The organism is Rickettsiales bacterium, from assembly GCA_029252805.1.
GTDB lineage: Bacteria > Pseudomonadota > Alphaproteobacteria > Rickettsiales > JALZUV01 > JALZUV01.
Genome location: JAQXAR010000005.1, coordinates 37813 through 57057 on the forward strand (window position 1 = coordinate 37813; position 19245 = coordinate 57057).

The 19245-nt window shown below is 48.4% G+C and carries 16 protein-coding genes and 1 tRNA gene; 10 read left to right on the forward strand and 7 right to left on the reverse strand.

Annotation, left to right across the window (positions count from 1 at the left end; genetic code table 11):
- Nucleotides 1–31: 31 nt before the first annotated feature.
- The 4 genes from P8P30_01205 to P8P30_01220 all read left to right on the forward strand — a co-directional run bounded on the left by P8P30_01205 (nucleotide 32) and on the right by P8P30_01220 (nucleotide 5511).
- Nucleotides 32–2317, forward strand: a complete 2286-nt coding sequence (locus P8P30_01205; GenBank protein MDG1286163.1) for a CHASE2 domain-containing protein — start codon at nucleotides 32–34, stop codon at nucleotides 2315–2317.
- A gap of 101 nt (nucleotides 2318–2418) precedes the next feature.
- Entirely contained in the window at nucleotides 2419–3915 is a 1497-nt protein-coding gene (locus P8P30_01210; protein MDG1286164.1) for a M23 family metallopeptidase, read from the forward strand.
- 4 nt (nucleotides 3916–3919) lie between these two features.
- On the forward strand, nucleotides 3920–4405 hold the full coding sequence (ruvC, locus tag P8P30_01215; GenBank protein MDG1286165.1) for a crossover junction endodeoxyribonuclease RuvC: 486 nt from the start codon (nucleotides 3920–3922) through the stop codon (nucleotides 4403–4405).
- 62 nt (nucleotides 4406–4467) lie between these two features.
- Nucleotides 4468–5511, forward strand: coding sequence for a lipid A deacylase LpxR family protein (locus P8P30_01220; protein MDG1286166.1), 1044 nt, complete (start codon nucleotides 4468–4470; stop codon nucleotides 5509–5511).
- Here the strand turns inward: P8P30_01220 and P8P30_01225 are convergent.
- On the reverse strand, nucleotides 5508–7979 hold the full coding sequence (locus P8P30_01225) for a valine--tRNA ligase (GenBank protein MDG1286167.1): 2472 nt from the start codon (nucleotides 7977–7979) through the stop codon (nucleotides 5508–5510). The two genes, P8P30_01220 and P8P30_01225, sit on opposite strands and share 4 nt — an antisense overlap.
- Before the next feature lie 106 nt (nucleotides 7980–8085).
- On the opposite strand from P8P30_01225, the gene P8P30_01230 reads away from it, so the two are divergent.
- Nucleotides 8086–8170, forward strand: a tRNA-Leu gene (locus P8P30_01230).
- A gap of 29 nt (nucleotides 8171–8199) precedes the next feature.
- On the opposite strand, the gene P8P30_01235 is transcribed toward P8P30_01230, so the two are convergent.
- Nucleotides 8200–9891: a flagellin gene (locus P8P30_01235; protein MDG1286168.1), complete on the reverse strand. Its 1692-nt coding sequence runs from the start codon at nucleotides 9889–9891 to the stop codon at nucleotides 8200–8202.
- Between the two features lie 236 nt (nucleotides 9892–10127).
- Here P8P30_01235 and argH point away from each other — a divergent pair, with 236 nt between their 5' ends.
- Nucleotides 10128–11519 (forward strand): argininosuccinate lyase, encoded by a 1392-nt coding sequence (gene argH, locus P8P30_01240; GenBank protein MDG1286169.1) that lies wholly within the window; start codon nucleotides 10128–10130, stop codon nucleotides 11517–11519.
- Here argH and P8P30_01245 read toward each other — a convergent pair.
- On the reverse strand, nucleotides 11516–12655 hold the full coding sequence (locus P8P30_01245) for a hypothetical protein (GenBank protein ID MDG1286170.1): 1140 nt from the start codon (nucleotides 12653–12655) through the stop codon (nucleotides 11516–11518). The two genes, argH and P8P30_01245, sit on opposite strands and share 4 nt — an antisense overlap.
- A gap of 101 nt (nucleotides 12656–12756) precedes the next feature.
- Here P8P30_01245 and P8P30_01250 point away from each other — a divergent pair, with 101 nt between their 5' ends.
- Entirely contained in the window at nucleotides 12757–14358 is a 1602-nt protein-coding gene (locus tag P8P30_01250) for a lysine--tRNA ligase (GenBank protein ID MDG1286171.1), read from the forward strand.
- Complete coding sequence (locus tag P8P30_01255) at nucleotides 14355–15173, forward strand: TIGR01459 family HAD-type hydrolase (protein MDG1286172.1); 819 nt, start codon at nucleotides 14355–14357, stop codon at nucleotides 15171–15173. Before P8P30_01250 ends, P8P30_01255 begins: the two co-directional genes overlap by 4 nt.
- Here the strand turns inward: P8P30_01255 and lysA are convergent.
- Genes lysA through purF form a run of 3 tightly spaced genes read right to left on the reverse strand, consistent with a single transcriptional unit; the run spans nucleotide 15168 to nucleotide 17986 of the window.
- Nucleotides 15168–16415 carry a diaminopimelate decarboxylase gene (lysA, locus tag P8P30_01260; protein MDG1286173.1) on the reverse strand — a complete coding sequence of 416 codons (1248 nt, stop codon included), beginning with the start codon at nucleotides 16413–16415 and terminating at the stop codon, nucleotides 15168–15170. The genes P8P30_01255 and lysA overlap by 6 nt on opposite strands.
- Complete coding sequence (locus tag P8P30_01265; GenBank protein MDG1286174.1) at nucleotides 16415–16513, reverse strand: lipoprotein; 99 nt, start codon at nucleotides 16511–16513, stop codon at nucleotides 16415–16417. Before P8P30_01265 ends, lysA begins: the two co-directional genes overlap by 1 nt.
- A 9-nt stretch (nucleotides 16514–16522) precedes the next feature.
- Nucleotides 16523–17986 carry an amidophosphoribosyltransferase gene (purF, locus tag P8P30_01270; GenBank protein MDG1286175.1) on the reverse strand — a complete coding sequence of 488 codons (1464 nt, stop codon included), beginning with the start codon at nucleotides 17984–17986 and terminating at the stop codon, nucleotides 16523–16525.
- 52 nt (nucleotides 17987–18038) lie between these two features.
- Here purF and P8P30_01275 point away from each other — a divergent pair, with 52 nt between their 5' ends.
- Complete coding sequence (locus tag P8P30_01275; GenBank protein ID MDG1286176.1) at nucleotides 18039–18692, forward strand: O-methyltransferase; 654 nt, start codon at nucleotides 18039–18041, stop codon at nucleotides 18690–18692.
- A 58-nt stretch (nucleotides 18693–18750) separates the two neighbouring features.
- On the forward strand, nucleotides 18751–19155 hold the full coding sequence (locus P8P30_01280; GenBank protein ID MDG1286177.1) for a hypothetical protein: 405 nt from the start codon (nucleotides 18751–18753) through the stop codon (nucleotides 19153–19155).
- On the opposite strand, the gene P8P30_01285 is transcribed toward P8P30_01280, so the two are convergent.
- A partial coding sequence (locus P8P30_01285; protein MDG1286178.1) for an IS1595 family transposase occupies nucleotides 19139–19245 on the reverse strand: 107 nt, incomplete at its 5' end. The two genes, P8P30_01280 and P8P30_01285, sit on opposite strands and share 17 nt — an antisense overlap.

Genomic DNA, 19245 nt, shown 5'->3' on the forward strand with positions numbered 1-19245 from the left:
TTTTTTCATATTTACCTTCTATGCTGAGCTCATGATCAAATGGCTGACATCGCATTTCTTTTTAGGGTTCTTGATGCTCGCGGCATTATTGGTGCTTCACCGAACCAATATGGATTGGATTGAGAGCCTTCGCCACCATACGTTTGACTTCTATCAACAGACTCAGCCACGCATTCCGACTCCAGATAAGCAGGCCGCTCCGGTGCATATTATTGATATTGACGAAAAGGCGTTACGTGAGGTGGGGCAGTGGCCTTGGCCTAGGACAAAGCTAGCGGAGCTTGTTGAGAAACTGACTGCTTACGGCGTCGCGGTGACCGGATTTGATATTGTTTTCGCCGAAGAAGATCGTGCCTCGGCGCATCAAATTTTGAAACAGCGTGATGATATTCCGCAAGTGGTTGTTACTGCGCTTGAGGCCTTGCCAAATAATGAGAAAGTCTTTGCTGAAGCGATTAAAAAGGCGCGTGTCGTGGCGGGGCAGGTCGGTGTATTTGAAGAGATTCAAGATCATGAACTTCCGCGAAAAGTAGGATTCGGTATTCTCTCACCCGATGGGGATAGGCTCGTTAAGCCGATGCTTAACCGTTATGCAGGGGTCGTTGAGAATCTCGAAATTATCGAAGATGCGGCAACAGGTATCGGGTTATTCTCGACGCGCTCCGGCTATGGGGGGGCGATTCGTAAAGTTGCTTTGGTCGAGAAAATTAATGACACACTTTATCCGTCACTGAGTTTGGAAATGCTACGCGTGGCGCTGGGGGGTAAGGATGATTATCTCATTAAAGGCCTTAAAGACGGTACGCCCGGGATTCAATCGATCTTGGTGAAGGGCGCGACGCCGCAAATGAAGTTTGAAATTCCGACCGACATTCATGGTCGCGTCTATGTTCATTTTGCGAAATATTCGACCGCCAAAGAGCCGCTTTATATCTCGGCCGCAGATGTGCTGAACCCAAAAAACGAGGCAACACATAAACGAATGGCGAATTTGTTAGCGGGTTCACTCGTGGTGATTGGGACCTCTGCGGTGGGTTTGAAAGATATAAGAAAGACGCCAATCAATCCGGTATTGCCAGGGGTGGAAGTGCATGCTCAATTGCTTGAAACTATTCTCTCAGATGCGCATCTAACGCGCCCATTCGAAGTGGTGATGATTGAGTGGGCTATTATCTTTATCGGTGGCATGATGATGATTTTGTTCATCCCTCTTTTGAATTCTTTGTGGACCTTTATGCTAACGAGCACGATCATTAGTGCCGCTGTGGCGGTTGCATGGTATTATTATACGCAACATAATCAGCTGCTAGATGCGAGCTATCCGATAGTGTCGCTCTTTAGTTTATTCCTCGTTTTAGGGTATCTCAATTATGCGCGTGAAGAGAAAGAGCGAAAGCAAGTAAAGGAGGCTTTCAGCCATTATGTTTCTCCGGATTTGCTAGATCAGTTGGCTGATAATCCTGAGCAGCTAGTGCTCGGCGGTGAGACCCGAAATATTACCGTGCTCTTTAGTGATATTCGCGGGTTTACGACGATCTCTGAACGGTTCAATGCGCAAGAGCTGACACGTTTTATTAATAGTTTCCTCACGCCGATGACCAATGTAATTTTGGATCGAAAAGGCACGATTGATAAATATATGGGCGATGCCATTATGGCCTTCTGGAATGCGCCATTAGAAGTGAAAAATCATGCGCATCACGCCTGTCATGCTGCGTTAGAAATGCAAGCGGCGGTCAAAGCGCTAAATGCTAAATTAAAGGCTGAAGCCGATGCGGTTGATTTGCCAGAGGGTTATAGCCGTCGCCGTTATGCTCCGATCGCGATTGGGGTAGGGGTGAACACGGATGATTGCTGTGTCGGCAATATGGGCTCTGATCAGCGGTTTGATTATTCTGCCTTGGGCGATGGTGTTAATTTAGGCGCGCGGCTTGAGGGGCAATCGAAGATCTACGGCGTGGATACGATCTTGGGCTATAATACAGCAAAACAGGTGATTGATGATTTTGCGGTGATCGAACTGGATCTTTTGCAGGTGAAGGGAAAGACGGAGCCGGTCCGCATTTTTGCGCTTCTAGGCGATGCTGAAATCAAAGTATCTGAGAGTTTTAAAAAGACAGAAAATTTGGTGAATGACTTGCAAAACTCGTATCGTGCGCAGAAGTGGGGTGATGCAAAGGCGTTTGCAGAGGAATTATCGAAGCATAATAAGGACTTGCAAAAGTTTTCAGAATTGCTTATATCGCGCATAGTGGCTTTTGAGCAACAACCTCCCGGCGCTGACTGGGACGGCGTTGCCATAGCTTTAAGTAAATAAATGAACAAATTTAGCTGAAAAGCGATGAATAACTAAGCCGCTGTTAAGGTTTGAGCTACTATACTTAAATAACGCAAGCTTAAGATTTCGGAGAAGCTGATTTGACGGATAGGTTAGGGCGCTTTGATAAAGAGCGCATTGAAAAGATGTTACGAAAAGCAGATGGCTCGTTAAATGACGCCGCCTTCATGGGTGTTGGCGCTGTGTTCAGCGCGATGTTGATGGTGGTGACATTGTCGATTGCGACTTTAGAACAGTCAGGTGCTGTGATGGAGATGGAATTCGCTGATTCGCAAGAAGCGGTAGCCGAAGAACAAACCGTCAATATCCGTGATGCGCTGGTTGCGGCGTGGAAGAATCTCGAGCTAAAAGATCCTATCCAGCAGACGACAGTAACCGAAGAAGTAATAGAAATTACTGCAGATGAGATAGCCGCCCAGGCCGTGCCGGCGGCACCAGAAATTATTTATCCCGTTGATGAAAAATTGAGCGTGAAAGTTAACTCTGGCGATACGATGGCTGAGATTTTTCAGCGTCAGAATATTGGTATTGATGATACAAATTTGATCATTAAAGCGATGAAGAAGCATTTTAATCCGCGCAATATTCGTGTTGGGCAGACGTTTGATTTAGAGCTAACACGCCAGTCGGCAGAAAAGTCGATCCTTACTAAATTTGAAGTCAAAACTGGTAAGTTGACGCATGTAGAGGTCTTGCTAAAGGGTGAAACGTTTGCGGCTAAAAAAATCACGGTCGAAACGAATAAGCAGATTGCGCGTGCCGGTGGAGTCATTAGTTCTAGCTTCTATGAAGCCGGTGACGATGCAGGCTTGCCGCGTGCGATTACCTCGGAGCTTGTGAAAGCCTACAGTTACGATATTGATTTTGGTCGCGATATTAAGCCGGGCCAAACGCTTGACGTATTGTTCGAGCAATTAGTATCGAAAGATACAGGTGAAGTAGTCGGGCATGGGGATCTCAAATATGCGGCTTTCAAGTTGAAGACCAAGCCGGTTGAGATTTACAAATACACCGATCGCAAAGGCAATACCGGATATTACAAACCTAATGGTGAGTCTGTGCGAAAAGCACTCCTGAAAACGCCAGTAAATGCGCGTATCTCTTCGAAATTTGGAATGCGTAAACACCCTATTTTAGGCTATTCAAAAATGCATACGGGTATCGATTTTGCTGCCCGTAGTGGCACGCCCATCTATGCGGCAGGCGATGGCCAGATCAATTATGCAGGTCGCAAGGGTGGTTACGGTAATTACATTAAAATCAAACATAATGGTAAATACGAAACCGCTTATGCGCATATGAAAAATTTTGCTAAAGGCATGCGTAATGGCCGTCGCGTCAAGCAGGGCCAAGTGATTGGTTATGTTGGATCTACCGGGCGTTCTACGGGCCCTCATTTGCATTATGAGATCCTCAAAAGCGGCAAACGTATCAATCCGAATGGTGCAAAATTCCGCACGGGTCGTGTGTTGAAAGGCAAAGACTTGGTGGCTTTCAAAAAAGAAAAAACCAAGCTGAAAAACCAGTTAGCGGCGCTTCCAAGGATTCGCGAACAAGTCGCCCAAGCGAGCGAGTAATCGGGTGCGTATTCTCGGTATTGATCCCGGCCTTCGTTATTGCGGAGTCGGGTTGATTGAGGTGGAGGGCTCCAACCTCCGTTACCTGCATAGTGCTACGATTAAGCCGAAAACGACCCTCCCATTAGAGCAGCGCTTGCTTATCTTGAATGAAGAACTTCGCAAAGTGATTGAAGCCTATCAACCAGATGAGATTGCATTGGAAGAAACCTTTGTTTCGGTAAATGGACAATCGACCTTGAAGCTTGGGCAAGCGCGTGGCGCGATTATGCTTACTATTTCGCAAGCCGGATTTTCGGTGAATGAATATGCTGCGAAGCTCGTAAAGAAATCGCTTACCGGCTCCGGCGCGGCGGATAAAACCCAAATGATGCATATGGTAAAGTTACTGCTGCCAAAATCCGATGCACAAACCGAGGATGAGGCTGATGCATTGGCCATCGCCATTACTCACGCCCATCACCGTAATGCGCCTGGGGTGGCGGCTTAAGCGACGGTCATAAAATCGAACCCGTTTCTCGACACTATCTCTATTTTACGCTACGCAAGCCTATGCGATTTTTGCTCCTCTCTCTGTTTATTATGTTCGGTACGGTTTCGTCGGCGATGGCACAACCGGCTGCGGCCCCAAACTTCCATGATAAAATCCCTAAGGAATTATTCGAACGCAAGGATACTTCTTTCATCACTTTTACCAGTGAGAATGATCTCTATAGCGGCAATGGGGCGGATGAGAATTATACGAATGGCGCTCGATTTACCTATTACGATACAGGCCGCAGCGCTTCGCGTTTGATCGAAAAGTTAGATAAATTTCTTCCCTTCTTCAACGTCAATGAAACGACCAATACCTATTTCTCGTTAGGGCAAAATATGTATACCCCGCGCGATATTACTGCGCGTATCCCGGATAGTGCGGATCGGCCTTATGCTGGTTTCCTCTATGGTTCGGTCGGATCGAACACCATTAATGAAAACCATATGGATGATGTGGAAATCACGTTCGGCGTGGTTGGGCTATGGGCGTTAGGTGAGCCGATTCAGAAATTCGTGCATCAGCAGATTGATTCGCCTGATCCGAAAGGATGGGATCATCAATTGGAAAATGAACCCGGATTGATGGTGGCCTATCAGCGTAGTTGGCCGGAAGCTTTTGCCGCAGACTTAAATCCATTTTATGTGCGCGTGGCGCCCCATCTCGGGGCGACGCTCGGTAACATCTATACGTATGGTGCGGCTGGGGTGACGTTGCAGATCACGCCGAGTCATGCCATTTGGCAGGCGCCGCCGCCACGCGTTCGACCGGCTATGCCGGGATCAGGCTATTTCGCCGTGCCGGATGGCAGCTTTGCGTGGTCGCTGTTTGCCGGAGTAGAAGGTCGCGCTATGGCCCGCAATATTTTTCTCGATGGTAATACCTTTCGCGACAGTGCGTCGGTCGATAGAGAGATTGGCGTGTTAGATGCCAATGCAGGCTTAACCCTCGCTTATGATAGCGTACAGGTGGCCTACACGCTTAATTGGCGCTCACGCGAATATGAAGGCCAACGTGATAATTCGCTCTTTGGTTCCGTCTCGCTAGGTTATCGTTTTTAAGCGGCGTCGCTCTCTGCAGCGAATTCTAAAGATAGGCTATGTTGTTCAGATTCGGTTTTCGTATCGCCTTCGCCCTGTGTGATTAGGGCGATGTTACCGGCACCGGCTAAATCTGCTTTCGCAGAATCACTCAAGTCGGCTGAGATTGTTGCCTGTGTGATGGGCCATTTGATCGACACGCCTTTTTCTGACTTGGCTTTGCGCACGGCTTCGAGCAAATCAACGACGGCGATGCCTTCGACTTCTGCCGCTTCATCGAGCAGATAATCGCTCGCTTTTGGCCAGTTCCCACGTGCATGGATAGAGCCCATTGCTTGTGCTTTAGCATCAAAAATATGGCTCCAAAGCTCTTCGGTGACATGCGGCACAATCGGCGCGAATAGACGTAAAATGCCATCCAAACACTGGTGGATGGTGTACACAGCGCTCATTTGACCGTCTCTATTCTCACCTGCTTCATCGTAAGCACGCTTCTTGACGAGCTCTAAATAGTTATCGCAAAAATCATTCCAGAAAAAATCTTCAATCGCGCGAAGGGCAGAGGCATATTCGTATATTTCAAATTCTGCAGTCGCTTTTTCCGTTGCATGGTGCAGGCGTGAGATGATCCATTTATCCAGCGTTTCTGTCACTTCACCCGGTTCACCCTCTAGCTTCTCGAGGTGAATGGCAGCGAACTTCGTCGCGTTCCAAAGTTTATTGACGAGCTTCTTACCAATCTTGAGCAGATCACGAGAAAAGGCGGTATCTTGGCCCAGTTTCGACGTACTCGCCCAATAGCGAACCACGTCAGAGCCATGCTCTTCGATCAGCGCAATCGGTGTCACCACATTGCCTTTAGATTTCGACATTTTGGTTTTATCTTCCGCCAAGCACCAGCCGGAAATCATCAAGTTTTTCCACGGAATCGTATCGCCATGTAAGTGCGCTTTAACGACTGTGTAAAACGCCCAAGTACGAATAATTTCATGCGCTTGCGGGCGTAAATCTGCCGGGAATAGTTTGCTGTGGCGTTCTGCATCAATGGCCAATTCAGGCGTGATTGCCTTACTGCTAAGCTGCGGCGAGATGGACGAAGTTGCCCATGTATCCATCACATCCACATCTGCGTCGACCTCGTCGCGGCTATAGCCTTCAGGTAAATCGACCAGCGGGTTGCACGGTAGCTGATCGGCTGAGGCGATCAGCACTTTGCCTTCTTCGCTAGCACGATTGGAATACCAAATAGGGAACGGAACGCCGAAATAGCGCTGGCGCGAGATGCACCAATCCCAGCTTAGACCGTCAATCCATTGATCCATGCGTTTGCTCATCCATTCAGGATGCCAGTTGCATTCGGCGGACTTGGCTTTGAGAGCTTCTTTCTTATCCATCACGCTCACGAACCATTGTGGCGTTGGTAGAATTTCCAACGGCGCGCCCGAGCGTTCTGCACATTTCACAGCATGGGTGATCGGTTTTGATTCAACGAGAACTCCCGCTTCATCGAGTTGTTTGATGATTTCTTCGCGCGCCATTTTGGCTTTCTTATTCGCCATCCATTCAGGCGCGCCTTCAAACTCAATCTTGCCATATTTATTGAGGATAAGCTTGAGCTCTAAATTATGCTTACGCCATTTTTCGATATCGGCTTCGTCACCAAAGGTACAACACATCATGATGCCGGTTCCTTTATCGATCTCAACGGAGTCATCCTCCAAGATAGGAACCTTTACGCCGAAGAGAGGAGTGATCGCCACTTTGTCTTTTAAATGCTGGTAGCGGGTATCTTCAGGGTGGTAGAAGATGCCGACACAAGCCGGGATAAGCTCAGGACGAGTGGTCGCGATCGTGAGTTTCTCATCGGAGCCCTCCACACCAAAATAAATATCGCAAAAATGCGAGGGCAGCTCTTTATCTTCAACTTCGGCCTGCGCGATGGCGGTTTGGTCGATCGGATCCCACAGCATCGGCTCTAATTTACGTGTCACATGGCCTTTTTGGAAAAGATCTAGGAACGAAAGTTGCGACATTTTACGGCTATCTTTGGACACCGTATGATACTCCTGATTCCAGTCTACCGAAAGGGCGGTAGATTGAAACAATGCGCGATAGGCTTTGCGTGATTCATCCGATACACCCATGCAGGCTTCGATAAATTCTTCACGGCTGGCGAAATCAACGGCCCGTTTTTTGGTCGCTTTTTCAACGAGGCGTTCGGTTGGTAGGCCGTTATCGTCAAATCCCATCGGATAGAATACGGTTTTGCCATTCATGCGCTGCCAGCGCGCGACAAAATCGGCCTGAGTGTAGCTAAAGACATGCCCCATATGCAGGTGGCCAGAGACGGTAGGCGGCGGTGTATCAATGACGAAGGTTTCGTCGCGTGGCGCGCTCTCATCCCAATTGTAGGTTCCAGCTTCAAGCCAATGTTCCTGCCAGCGTTTTTCGGTCGCAGCAGTATCGTATTTTTGCGGTAATGTTTTCATGCTGCACAGATAGCCTGACTGCGGTTTTTACGCAAGAGTGCAGTTAATTTCTATTATAGCAGTAGACAAAGAAATTTTTTATGTTATCAAGCTGATTCCAATTTGTGCGGATGTGGTGGAATTGGTAGACACGCTAGATTTAGGTTCTAGTGCCGCGAGGCGTGAAGGTTCAAGTCCTTTCATCCGTACCATCTTTTCTCTTAAACTTTGTGAGTTGAACTTATCCTCCGCTTGGAGAGATAATCGTTCCTTCATTTAAGAGTTCCAGTAAGATATCTGATTGTAGCTGATTGGTTTGCGCCGCGACGGCGATCGCTGCACTATTTTGCACCTGTAATGATGCAAATGTAGTGGAAGTTGCCGCGATATCGGTATCGCTTAAGACGGCCTTAGCGTCGCTCTGGTTTTGGATTAACTGTGCAGCATTATTCGTGATATAATCAGAGCGTTCGGCCAGTGAGCCGACATAAGCGCGCATTGCGGTGACCGCCCGGGTCGCTGTTTGTAGCTCAGTGATGGCAAAACTGGCTTCTGCGCGGGTTCGCACCCGTATATCTCCTGGTATGGTGAAGAGCGAATCGAGTGTTGCATCCACAATATCATATTCAAGCACTTCTGAACCCACGCCTGAAATATCGAATGAGAGCGTTTCAGTACCTGCCAGTGCGCTACCAAGGATAAAGCCACCATCGCTAAATTGAAGTTGTTCGACATTACTGAGCACGTCGGTTCCGTTAGGGCTACCCGCGCGGTTATCGGTAACGATATAATCACCCTTATAGTTTTGAGAAATACTGTAATCTGCTCTGGCACCATCGAACGAGACAATGTCCGTTCCGGCGCCGCCATCTATCGTGTCATTGCCGTCGAGGCCTCCTGCGCCTGAGGTGCTGAGTACGGCGCTAGTGACGATACCTCCGCCTGTTAACGAGCTGACGACTTCTAACCCTTCGCCGCCACCATTTTCCCAATAAAGAACACGTATATCATGCAAGCCTGCCGTTAGGTTTACATTGCCATTTGAAAAAGCGAATCCGCGGTTGGTGGTTCGTTCTGTTACTGTCGTGCCATCAATAGAGAGGTTGAACCCATCGTCTGATCCGACGCTGAAATTATAAATTCCCGCAGCGGCTACATCAATTTGACCGTCAAATACAAAAACCATCCGGTTGGTAATGCTCGCGGCTAATACGGGGTCGCCTAACGAAGCGGTATCAACACCAAGAAAATTTGCGACGGTATTATTATGGCTGTTAATGGCTCCGTTTGGATAGTCGAGCGCGGTGGCAATAAAGCTCCCGGAAAGAGGTTGACCGCCTGCGACGATTGCCTCCGCCTGAGCTAAGGAGGTAATAGCGCCGGGGTTCCGGTATAAGCTTCCCGTCAATCCAGGAATCGTATTGGCGCCGGACATGATAAGATCATCGCCCGCTCCGGCTAAAATCGTATCATCGCCGCCAAAGCCTGTGATGGTTTCGCTTAATTCGCTGCCAAAAATCGTTTCATTTGTATTGTCACCGGTAATGATTTGGGTTTCATTTTGGTAACGATAGCCGTTAAGCACTTCAACGCCGTTAAAGTTGGTGGTTTGGGCGATGCGCTCAATCTCTTGTTTGAGGTTTTGAAACTCAGTATCTAAATAAATGCGTTCGTTTCCAGTAATGCCATCGCTATTGGCTTGGGTGGAAATCGCTGTCATTCGTAGTAAAATATCTTGAATGTTTGAGAGCCCGCCCTCTGCGACCTGAAACAAGCTGCTTGCTTGTGCGACATTCGTTTGTACGGAGCGTGTTGATTCAATTTGATTGCGTAATGTTGAGGAAATGGAGAGACTCGCCACATCAACCTGTGCGCTGGTAAGCCGGTTACCAGACGAAAGTTGATCAATCGTCGTTTCAATCTTCTTCCTCAAACGTGAAGAAGAAAAGTTTGAACGACTATTTAGTGATGTAAGGTCCAAATTTCTCTCATAAAAGTTACAAATATTTTTACGTGAGAGGGAAATCTCACATTAAATATAAGCAAAAATTGTGCCAAAAAGAGGGATTGAGCGGTATTGGCTTTACATTGCTAAAATAAAGGCGAGGGGGCGGCTTTGCTTAAATCAAAGCTTTGGCATTTGTGAAAATTCACGTTAGAACAGCTCCTATGACAGAAAAATCTTCAAATCCGATGTGGGGTGGGCGCTTTAGTGGCGGTCCTGCCAAAATTATGGAACAGCTTAATGCGTCGATCGATTTCGATAAGCGTATGGCCGGACAAGATATTGCAGGCTCGCTTGCGCATGCAGAAATGTTGGCGAAAACCGGTATCTTAACCGAAGAAGAAGCGGCGGAAATTAGTCAAGGTTTGCGCGAAATTTTGGTGGAAATTCAGGCAGGAGACTTTACTTTTAGACCTGAGCTTGAAGATATTCATATGAATGTCGAATCGCGTTTGCGTGAAAAAATTGGTATGGTTTCAGGTAAGCTACACACGGCGCGTTCGCGTAACGACCAAGTAGCGACCGATTTTAGGCTCTGGGTGCGTGATGCGATTGATGGATTGGATAGCGATCTGCAATTGGTGCAAGCGGCTTTGCTTGGTCAAGCGGCGGTACATGCAGAATCGGTTATGCCCGGTTTCACCCATTTACAGCCCGCACAGCCCGTGACGTTTGGCCACCACCTGCTCGCTTATGTTGAAATGTTTGGACGAGATCGTTCTCGTTTGAGCGATGCGCGTGTGCGTTTGAATGAATGTCCGTTAGGTTCTGCCGCTTTGGCCGGTACTGGTTTTGCGATTGATCGTGATCAAACCGCCAGTGCATTAGGCTTTGATAGGCCCACCGTGAATTCACTCGATGCCGTGTCCGATCGTGACTTTGCGCTAGAGTTTTTGAGCGCCGCAGCCATTGCGGCAATGCATCTTTCACGTCTAGGCGAAGAGCTTGTCATGTGGGGTGCGCCTGCCTTTGGCTTCGTGACCCATTCCGATAGTTTTTCGACCGGTAGCTCTATCATGCCGCAGAAAAAGAACCCAGATGCCGCGGAATTAGTGCGCGGGAAAATGGGCCGTATTGCGAGCCAGTTTGACCGTTTACTCTTTGTGATGAAGGGGCTGCCATTGGCCTATAATAAAGATACGCAGGAAGATAAAGAACCGGTATTCGAAGCGGCTGAGCAGCTCTCGCTTTGCTTGCAAGTGACGGCGGGAATGATCGAAGAACTCACCGTGCATCCGCAGAAAATGCGCGCCGCATGTAATGCCGGCTTTCTTACGGCAACGGATCTAGCCGATTGGTTAGTGCGCGAGTTAGGCTTGCCTTTCCGCGATGCGCACCATGCGACGGCCGCCGCCGTACAAAAAGCCCAAGCCGCCGAGTGCGAGCTACATGAATTGCCACTCGCCGCCCTTAAGGAAGTGCATGCGGATATTACGGAGGCGGTGTTTGAGGTGTTATCGGTAGAGGCGTCAGTTGCAAGCCGTACGAGCTTCGGCGGAACCTCGCCCATGCGTGTGAAAGAATCCATTGAAGCGGCGATTGCGCGTTACCTTTAAACGGTTCGGTCAGTGCCTGCAGGTGCTTGGTTTGAACGATCAACCCAGTTATCAGCCTTTGCTTCTTGGCTGAGTGCTTGGGTGATTTTATCCACGACTTCTTCCGTGTTCATCTGACTGAAGCCTAATTCGCGATTCTGTATCAAGTATCTTGAGGTTCTCTCAATCAGTTCCGTTTGCTCGGCTTTAGGTAAATTAGCGAGCATTGAAGCCGCTTCTTGTATGATCCCATCTTTGGCATCATCGCCTTTCTTGCCGGTGCCACTTTCTTTGGAAGTGAGGCCAAGCACACTTGCACCAAAAAGGTAGGTGGCTAAAGCGCCCGCGCGGACCTGCCATACATTATGGAAGGCGGTAGATTGCTTGGCTGTGCCTTTCCAGTTTTTTTCAGAGAAGTCCTTTTTATCATCCATGACGCGTTTTGCAGAAAAGCCATTATTTGCCAAATAAAGACCAGAAGTTGCCTTATTTGCATGCTGTTGTAAGAAGCGTCCCGCTTGTTCAAGTTTGGTACGAGCAGGGGGCATTTTTGCAATTTGTTCAGCAGTCTTTTCGGGCACAAATATCCCGATTAAGGCGCCGATAAGGACTGATACCCCCATGCCGAGTGTGCCGATGTTGTTTTTCTTTCCGTCTTTGCCAATACCATTGGCGATGACTCCGACAGATCCTACAGCGAAACAGGTATGCATAATTTCAGAAGGAAAACGGTACGCAAAGTCGGTGACCTTATCGAACAGATTTTTATTCTTTTCTTCCATGGCGCGTGCTAATGCGTCGCCTTCAAGGTTCACGCCTTCATCTTTTAGATAAGCCGCTAATTTGTTCGAGAGTGCTTTCATCTCTTTGGCGGTTGATCGATTGCCAAAAAGAGCCATGGTAATGCCGCCAGCTGCCCAGAGGCCCATGCCAGCTACTTCTTTTATCTCACCTTTACGAGCTACATCGAGCTCTTTATAGCGTTTAGAGTTCTTGTCTGTAATGGCTTTCATCTCTTCTTTATAGCCATGTGCTAGGATCAAAGAGCGCGCGCCATAAGCACCGTCCGCGACGACGTAAGACGCGCCAACGACGCGTCGTAAATTATCGGCGAAAAGATTGCTCTTTGCTTCTATCTCTGTGTTCTGTGAGTTCATCTCATGCTAAATATAGCATTTCTATGTTACGGTCTTGTGAAGGTGGAGCGAATTTGTTAGATATAACACCTTATTTTCGCTGCATTTTTTAAGGATACCCCATGACAGACTCAAAAACACTCGCGCTACAAGCCAAAGCGTGGCCCTTTGCCGAAGCTCGTAACTTAGTGAAGCGCTTTAAAAATAAAGCTCCTTCAAAGGGTTATGCGTTATTTGAGACCGGGTATGGGCCGTCTGGCTTGCCGCATTTGGGCACGTTCCAAGAAGTGGCGCGTACCTGCTTGGTGATGCGTGCTTTTGAGGAAATGAGCGACATTCCGACTAAACTTTTCTGTATTTCGGATGATATGGACGGAATGCGTAAAATTCCGGAAAATTTACCGCAGCAAGAAATGCTAGCAGAACATCTCCATAAGCCGCTCACGCATGTGCCAGATCCATTCGGCACACATAAGAGCTTTGGCGATCATATGAATGCGAAATTGAATGAATTTTTGGATCATTTTGGCTTTGATTATGAGTTTAAATCGGCCACCGATCTTTACAAAGATGGCACGTATGATGCTATGTTGAAAAGGGTGTGTCAGCGTTACGATGCGATCATGAAGGTGATGTTGCCAAGCTTAGGCGAGGAACGTCAGGCGACTTACAGCCCCTTCCTGCCGATCTCGCCTTCAACAGGCCGCGTGCTTTACGTACCAATGAAGCGTGTTGATAAAGAAAATTACACCATCACCTTTGATGATGAAGATGGTACCGAACATACGATTCCTGTGACGGGTGGCCAATGTAAGCTACAATGGAAGCCCGATTTTGGCATGCGTTGGGCGGCGTTGGAAGTTGATTTCGAGATGTATGGCAAAGATCACCTCGTTAACGGAAAGCTCTATTCAGCCATCACACATATTCTGGGCGGAAACCCGCCGGAGCAATTTAGTTACGAGTTATTTTTGGATGAAAAAGGCGGTAAAATTTCGAAATCCAAAGGCAATGGCCTGACGATTGATGAATGGCTGACTTATGCGCCGCGTGAATCACTTGCTTATTATCTCTACCAATCACCGAAGAAGGCAAAACGTCTTTATTTCGATGTGATTCCCAAAGCGGTGGATGAGTATCGTACTCATCTTGCAAAATATCAAAGCCAAGATGAGTTGGTGAAGTTAGAGAATCCCGTTTGGCATATTCACGCTGGAAATCCGCCAGAAGTGGAGCTAGCAGATGTGAGTTTCGCATTGCTGCTTAACTTGGCAAGCGTCTGTAATCCTGAGGATAAATCGGTTTTATGGGGCTTTATTGGTCAATATGCAGAAGGCGCAACACCGCAAAAATATCCTGCATTAGATGCACTTGCGGGTTATGCAGTACGCTATTATCACGACTTCGTGAAGCCGATGAAATCTTACCGCGCGGCGACGGAGAAAGAGCAAAATGCGCTTCGTTATTTAGTGGAATTATTGTGTGCAGAGACCTCTCCTGAAGAAGGTGAAAGCATGTCTAGCCACTATATGAACAAGGTCTATACCGTTGGGCGCGAGCATTATGGCAAAGAGAATATGCGTGAATGGTTCGGCGCGATGTACGAAGTGTTACTTGGCCAAATGCAAGGCCCGCGCATGGGGAGTTTTATCGCCCTTTACGGCAAAGATGAAACGCTTGGCCTCATTGAAAAAGCCCTAAAGGGCGAGGATATGGCGGCGTGAATTTTCTAACGATTGCCGAAAATTATGATGCATTCCTTTGTGATCTTTGGGGGGTTATCCACGATGGAGATGAGCTGTATGATGGTGTGTTAGAATCGCTCGAGGCGTTGCATGCGATGGGTAAGAAGCTTCTCTTTCTATCCAATGCACCGCGACTGGCGGAGACGATCTTTACCCGTATGGATGATATGGGTGTAAAGCGCGAATGGTATCTCGGTGGGATGACATCGGGCGAAGGTGCTGTCAAATACTTGCAGCAAATGCCAGAGCCATTCACCGGAAAATATTATTATCTAGGTCTTGAAAAAGATACAGGCATGTTGCCGTTAATTTCTCAAACCCGCGTTGGTTCGGTTGATGAAGCTGATTTTATTCTCAACGGTAATTTTGAGGCGTTGGGCCAGACCTATCCCGATATCCAGTCTATTGTAGAAGCCGCTGCTGCGCGCAAATTGCCGATGCTTTGCATCAACCCCGATATGGAAGTCACCAAAATGGATGGCACGCAGATTCTATGTGCGGGCCTGATCGCAGAGAAATATATCGAGCTGGGCGGACAGGTCGAATATATCGGCAAGCCTTATCCTTACGTGTTTGAGCTGGGGATGCAGATGCTGGGTAATCCGTCCAAAGACCGCGTGTTGATGATTGGCGATAATGTGCTGACCGATATTAAAGGCGGGAACGTGGCCGGTATCGACACCGTGTTTATCACGCAGGGGATCTTGCAGAATCAGAAATCAGGCGAGCAAACGGCGCAAGAATATTGTGTTGAGCGCGGTGTTACGCCGACGCATATTGTGAAAAGCCTATAGCCAATCCGGCATTTGCTGATTGGCAATCATCTCTTCGTAGCTTGGGCGTTTGCGAATCACGGCCCAGTCGGCGCCATTGACCAATATTTCAGGAATCATCGGGCGTGAGTTATATTCATTGCTCATGCTGCCGCCATAAGCTCCGCAAGAACGGATGGCGATCAGGTCCTCTGATTTTGGATTAACGAGCGGGCGATCTTTACCGAAAATATCACTGCTCTCGCAAACAGGGCCTACGATATGGTGAGGCGCTGGCGTATCGTTACTCTCAACAACCGGCACAATCTCATGGTATGAGTCGTAAAGGGCAGGGCGCATGAGGTCATTCATTGCCGCATCGACAATCACGTATTTATCTTTGAGATAGATCACTTTGGTGATCATAATTCCGGCATTGGCAGCGATCATGCGGCCTGGCTCGAACAGTAAAGTACCCTCAAATTCGCCGATCTCTTCACGTACGGCTTTGGCGTAATCGGTCGGCAGGGGTGGGGTTTGCGTTTCATCGCCGTAAGGCACGCCGAGGCCGCCGCCTAGATCGAGCGTTTGGATACCATGACCGCTCGCGCGTAACTCATTCGTCATTTGCAAAATAGCGCGGAAAGCTTGGCGGAACGGCGTGAGTGAGGTGAGCTGCGAGCCAATATGCATCGACACGCCTTGTACTTTTAAGTGCGGTAAGCTGGCAGAGTAATCATAAGCCTCGCGTACCACATCAAAGGCGATCCCGAATTTACTTTCTTTTTGCCCGGTCGAGATTTTCTCGTGCGTTTGTGGGTCAACCGCCGGGTTTACGCGTAATGCAACAGGCGCTTTTAAATTTAGCGAACCGGCGACTTCATTCAGTGCATTTAACTCGGCCTGAGACTCGGCGTTAAATTGGAAGATGCCTTCTTTTAACGCATAAGCCATTTCGTCTTTGGTTTTGCCGACGCCAGAAAATACGATATCGCAGGCAGGGATACCCGCTTTGCGTGCGGCACGAATTTCACCAGCAGAAACTGTATCGGCGCCGCAACCTTGTGCGGCAAGCGTTTTCAGAATGGCGAGATTGCTATTGGCTTTGACAGCGAAACAAACCTTATGATCATAATCGCCGAGCACATCGTTAAACACGTTAAAATGGCGGATGAAGGTCGCGCTAGAATAGCAATAAAACGGCGTGCCAACTTGCGCTGCAATTTCGTGCAGCGCTACATTCTCCGCATGGAGTTGGCCATTTTTATAAGTGAAATGATCCATTAGCGAGTCGCCGTTTGTTGCGTTTCAGGCAATGCTAGATCGGTCTTATGGCCGCAAGCGGTGAGGGATAGGATAAGGATGATGAGTAGAAATCGCATGGCTAGCCTTTAAGCAGTTTTGAATAAATCAGCTTGAGTTTTACCACTCTTCCCAGCTTCTTGGTCCGTCAGTGGGATCGCATATTCGCCGGTGAAACAGGCATCGCAATATTCAGGCGATTCATTGTTGCGGCCTTCGGCTTTTCCGAGTGCGCGATAAACGCCGTCAATACTAATAAAGGCGAGCGAATCAACACCGATATGTTCGGCCATTTCTTCGATAGATTTATTGGCCGCGAGCAGTTTATCGCGGCTTGGAGTATCGACACCATAGAAGCAGCTATGGGTGGTTGGTGGGCTGGCGATGCGCATATGCACTTCTTTTGCCCCAGCTTCGCGCACCATATTGACGATCTTTTGGCTGGTGGTTCCGCGCACGATAGAATCATCGACGAGTATCACCCGTTTGCCTTCTAATATCACGCGGTTAGCATTGTGCTTTAGCTTGACGCCAAGGTGACGCACTTGGTCGGTCGGTTCAATAAAGGTGCGGCCCACATAGTGATTACGGATGATACCAAGTTCGAAAGGCAAGCCTGCGGCTTCCGCATAACCGATGGCAGCAGGTAGGCCAGAATCTGGTACAGGAGCCACGAGGTCCGCTTCCACCAAGGCTTCTCTTGCGAGTTCAGTGCCGATGGCTTTACGCGCGGTATAGACGTTATTATTATCGACGTAAGAGTCAGGGCGGGCGAAATAAATATACTCAAATACGCAGAAGCGGCTTTTCGTGCGTGCTTCAGGCGTTGTATCAAAAGGGCGGTAGCTTGTGATTTCGCCCTCTTTAATCACGACCATTTCACCGGCCTCAATATCGCGCACCAAAGTCGCGCCGATAATATCCAATGCGCAGCTTTCACTTGCGAGCACGTAAGCATTGCCGAGTGTTCCCAGTACGAGCGGGCGAACGCCATGCGGGTCGCGCACGCCAACCATGCCGTCATGTGACAGTGCAACGAGCGAATATGCGCCTTGAATTTGTTTTAAACCGTCAATGATACGATCTGCGACAGAGGCTTTTTTGCTGCGTGCGATCAGGTGGATCATGACTTCCGTATCGGACGTAGATTGGAAAATTGCGCCGCCCTTGATGAGTTCTTCGCGCAAGGTGTAAGCGTTGGTGAGATTACCGTTATGCGCGAGCGCTAAGCCGCCAAATGAAAATTCAGCGAAGAGCGGTTGCACGTTGCGAAGATGTGGTTCGCCGCTTGTTGAGTAACGGTTATGGCCGATCGCCATATGGCCTTTGAGGCGTTCGATGGTGCTTTGTTTGTTGAAGTTATCGCCAACAAGACCGAGTGCGCGATGGGTGAAAAACTGGTTTCCGTCAAAGCTGACAACGCCAGCGGCTTCCTGTCCGCGATGCTGTAATGCGTGCAACCCAAGGGCGGTGTGTGCCGCTGCCTCATCTGTTACACCGCTAATGCCAAATACACCGCACTCCTCATGGAGTTTATCATCATCTAAAAACATGGCCATGATTTAACCCATTGCGCAGCTTTTGTCATCCCAATAGAGTAGGTAAATGAGACATGATGATAAAATTCTAGATTATATTCGTTCCACCTTCGCGCCGGAGGATGAAGTTTTGCAAGAGGCTAAGGCACGTTTATCCGCACATGATGACCATTTAGTCGGGATTCAGGTGGGAGCCGAAGAAGGCAAGTTACTGCAATTTCTGATTAAACTCGCCGGGGTTGCGAGCATTGTCGAGATTGGCTCGCTCGCCGGATATTCCGCCGTTTGGATGGCGCGGGCGCTCCCGCAAGGTGGCGTGGTTCATGCCATCAACAAAGATAAAGCGCATTATGATCTGCTGTGCGAGACGGTGGAACGTTCCGGCCTAAATATCCAACCGCATTTAGGCGATGCGAATGCGGTGTTGCAGCAATTAGAAACGGAGGCGCCCTTCGATATGGTGTTCATTGATGCGGATAAGGGCGGCTATACCGGATATCTCGATTGGGCGGAAAAGCACGTGCGTAAAGGCGGGCTTATTGTGGGGGATAATAGCTTGTTATTTGGCCATGTCATTGCACCGATAAAACCAGAAGGAACCAGCCAAAAAGCGTGGGTTGCTATGCGTGAATTTAATCAGAGATTGGCCGATGAGAGCCGGTATGAGTCGATATTAATTCCGACCGCAGAAGGGCTCACAGTCGCGCGGAAGTTGTTTTGATTTCATAACCTTAACAGTTCAGTAATATTTTGGTGCTAGGGTTACTGAGGATGTAACTATGAGCACGCGACAAAAAGAATTGAGAGAAAAATTCCAGCAAGGTCTTGCTGATTCAATTGCGCTATTGCAGGGCGATGGCGCTCAGGATGTGTCCGCACAGCTCAACACCCTCATTAGCTCCTACGAACAACCCCACCGATATTACCATGATCTTGAACATATCTATACGTTATTGACTCCGCTACGGAAGACCGATGATAAAAAAGAGATTGTGGAAGCATTAGCATTAGATGGCAGAAATGCTAATCAAGAACAGAAATTTAATGCCCTCAAATTTATAGCAGCCCTTGGCCATGATTGTGTTTATCAAGGCACGGATGGTGGCCTAGGGGGCTGCGGGCCGCTGTTAGCGCCTTATGTTAAAGAAAAAGAGATGGGGCTGACACCTAATAATATTCTTTGAGCAACTTTTTCAGGTCTGCCAGTAAGTCACTTGGTGTGCCCATATTAAACCTCCACTCACATTCTTTCAAGAACAGATTAAAATGCTCTT

What these genes read in the sequence shown, in the direction of transcription:
- P8P30_01275 (MDG1286176.1), top strand. Translation starts at nt 18,039, where the DNA reads ATGAGACATGATGATAAAATTCTAGATTATATTCGTTCCACCTTCGCG.
- P8P30_01220 (MDG1286166.1), top strand. Translation starts at nt 4,468, where the DNA reads ATGCGATTTTTGCTCCTCTCTCTGTTTATTATGTTCGGTACGGTTTCG.
- P8P30_01225 (MDG1286167.1), bottom strand. Translation starts at nt 7,979, where the DNA reads ATGAAAACATTACCGCAAAAATACGATACTGCTGCGACCGAAAAACGC.
- argH (MDG1286169.1), top strand. Translation starts at nt 10,128, where the DNA reads ATGACAGAAAAATCTTCAAATCCGATGTGGGGTGGGCGCTTTAGTGGC.
- purF (MDG1286175.1), bottom strand. Translation starts at nt 17,986, where the DNA reads ATGTTTTTAGATGATGATAAACTCCATGAGGAGTGCGGTGTATTTGGC.
- P8P30_01265 (MDG1286174.1), bottom strand. Translation starts at nt 16,513, where the DNA reads ATGCGATTTCTACTCATCATCCTTATCCTATCCCTCACCGCTTGCGGC.
- P8P30_01250 (MDG1286171.1), top strand. Translation starts at nt 12,757, where the DNA reads ATGACAGACTCAAAAACACTCGCGCTACAAGCCAAAGCGTGGCCCTTT.
- P8P30_01280 (MDG1286177.1), top strand. Translation starts at nt 18,751, where the DNA reads ATGAGCACGCGACAAAAAGAATTGAGAGAAAAATTCCAGCAAGGTCTT.
- P8P30_01205 (MDG1286163.1), top strand. Translation starts at nt 32, where the DNA reads ATGATCAAATGGCTGACATCGCATTTCTTTTTAGGGTTCTTGATGCTC.
- lysA (MDG1286173.1), bottom strand. Translation starts at nt 16,415, where the DNA reads ATGGATCATTTCACTTATAAAAATGGCCAACTCCATGCGGAGAATGTA.
- P8P30_01245 (MDG1286170.1), bottom strand. Translation starts at nt 12,655, where the DNA reads ATGAACTCACAGAACACAGAGATAGAAGCAAAGAGCAATCTTTTCGCC.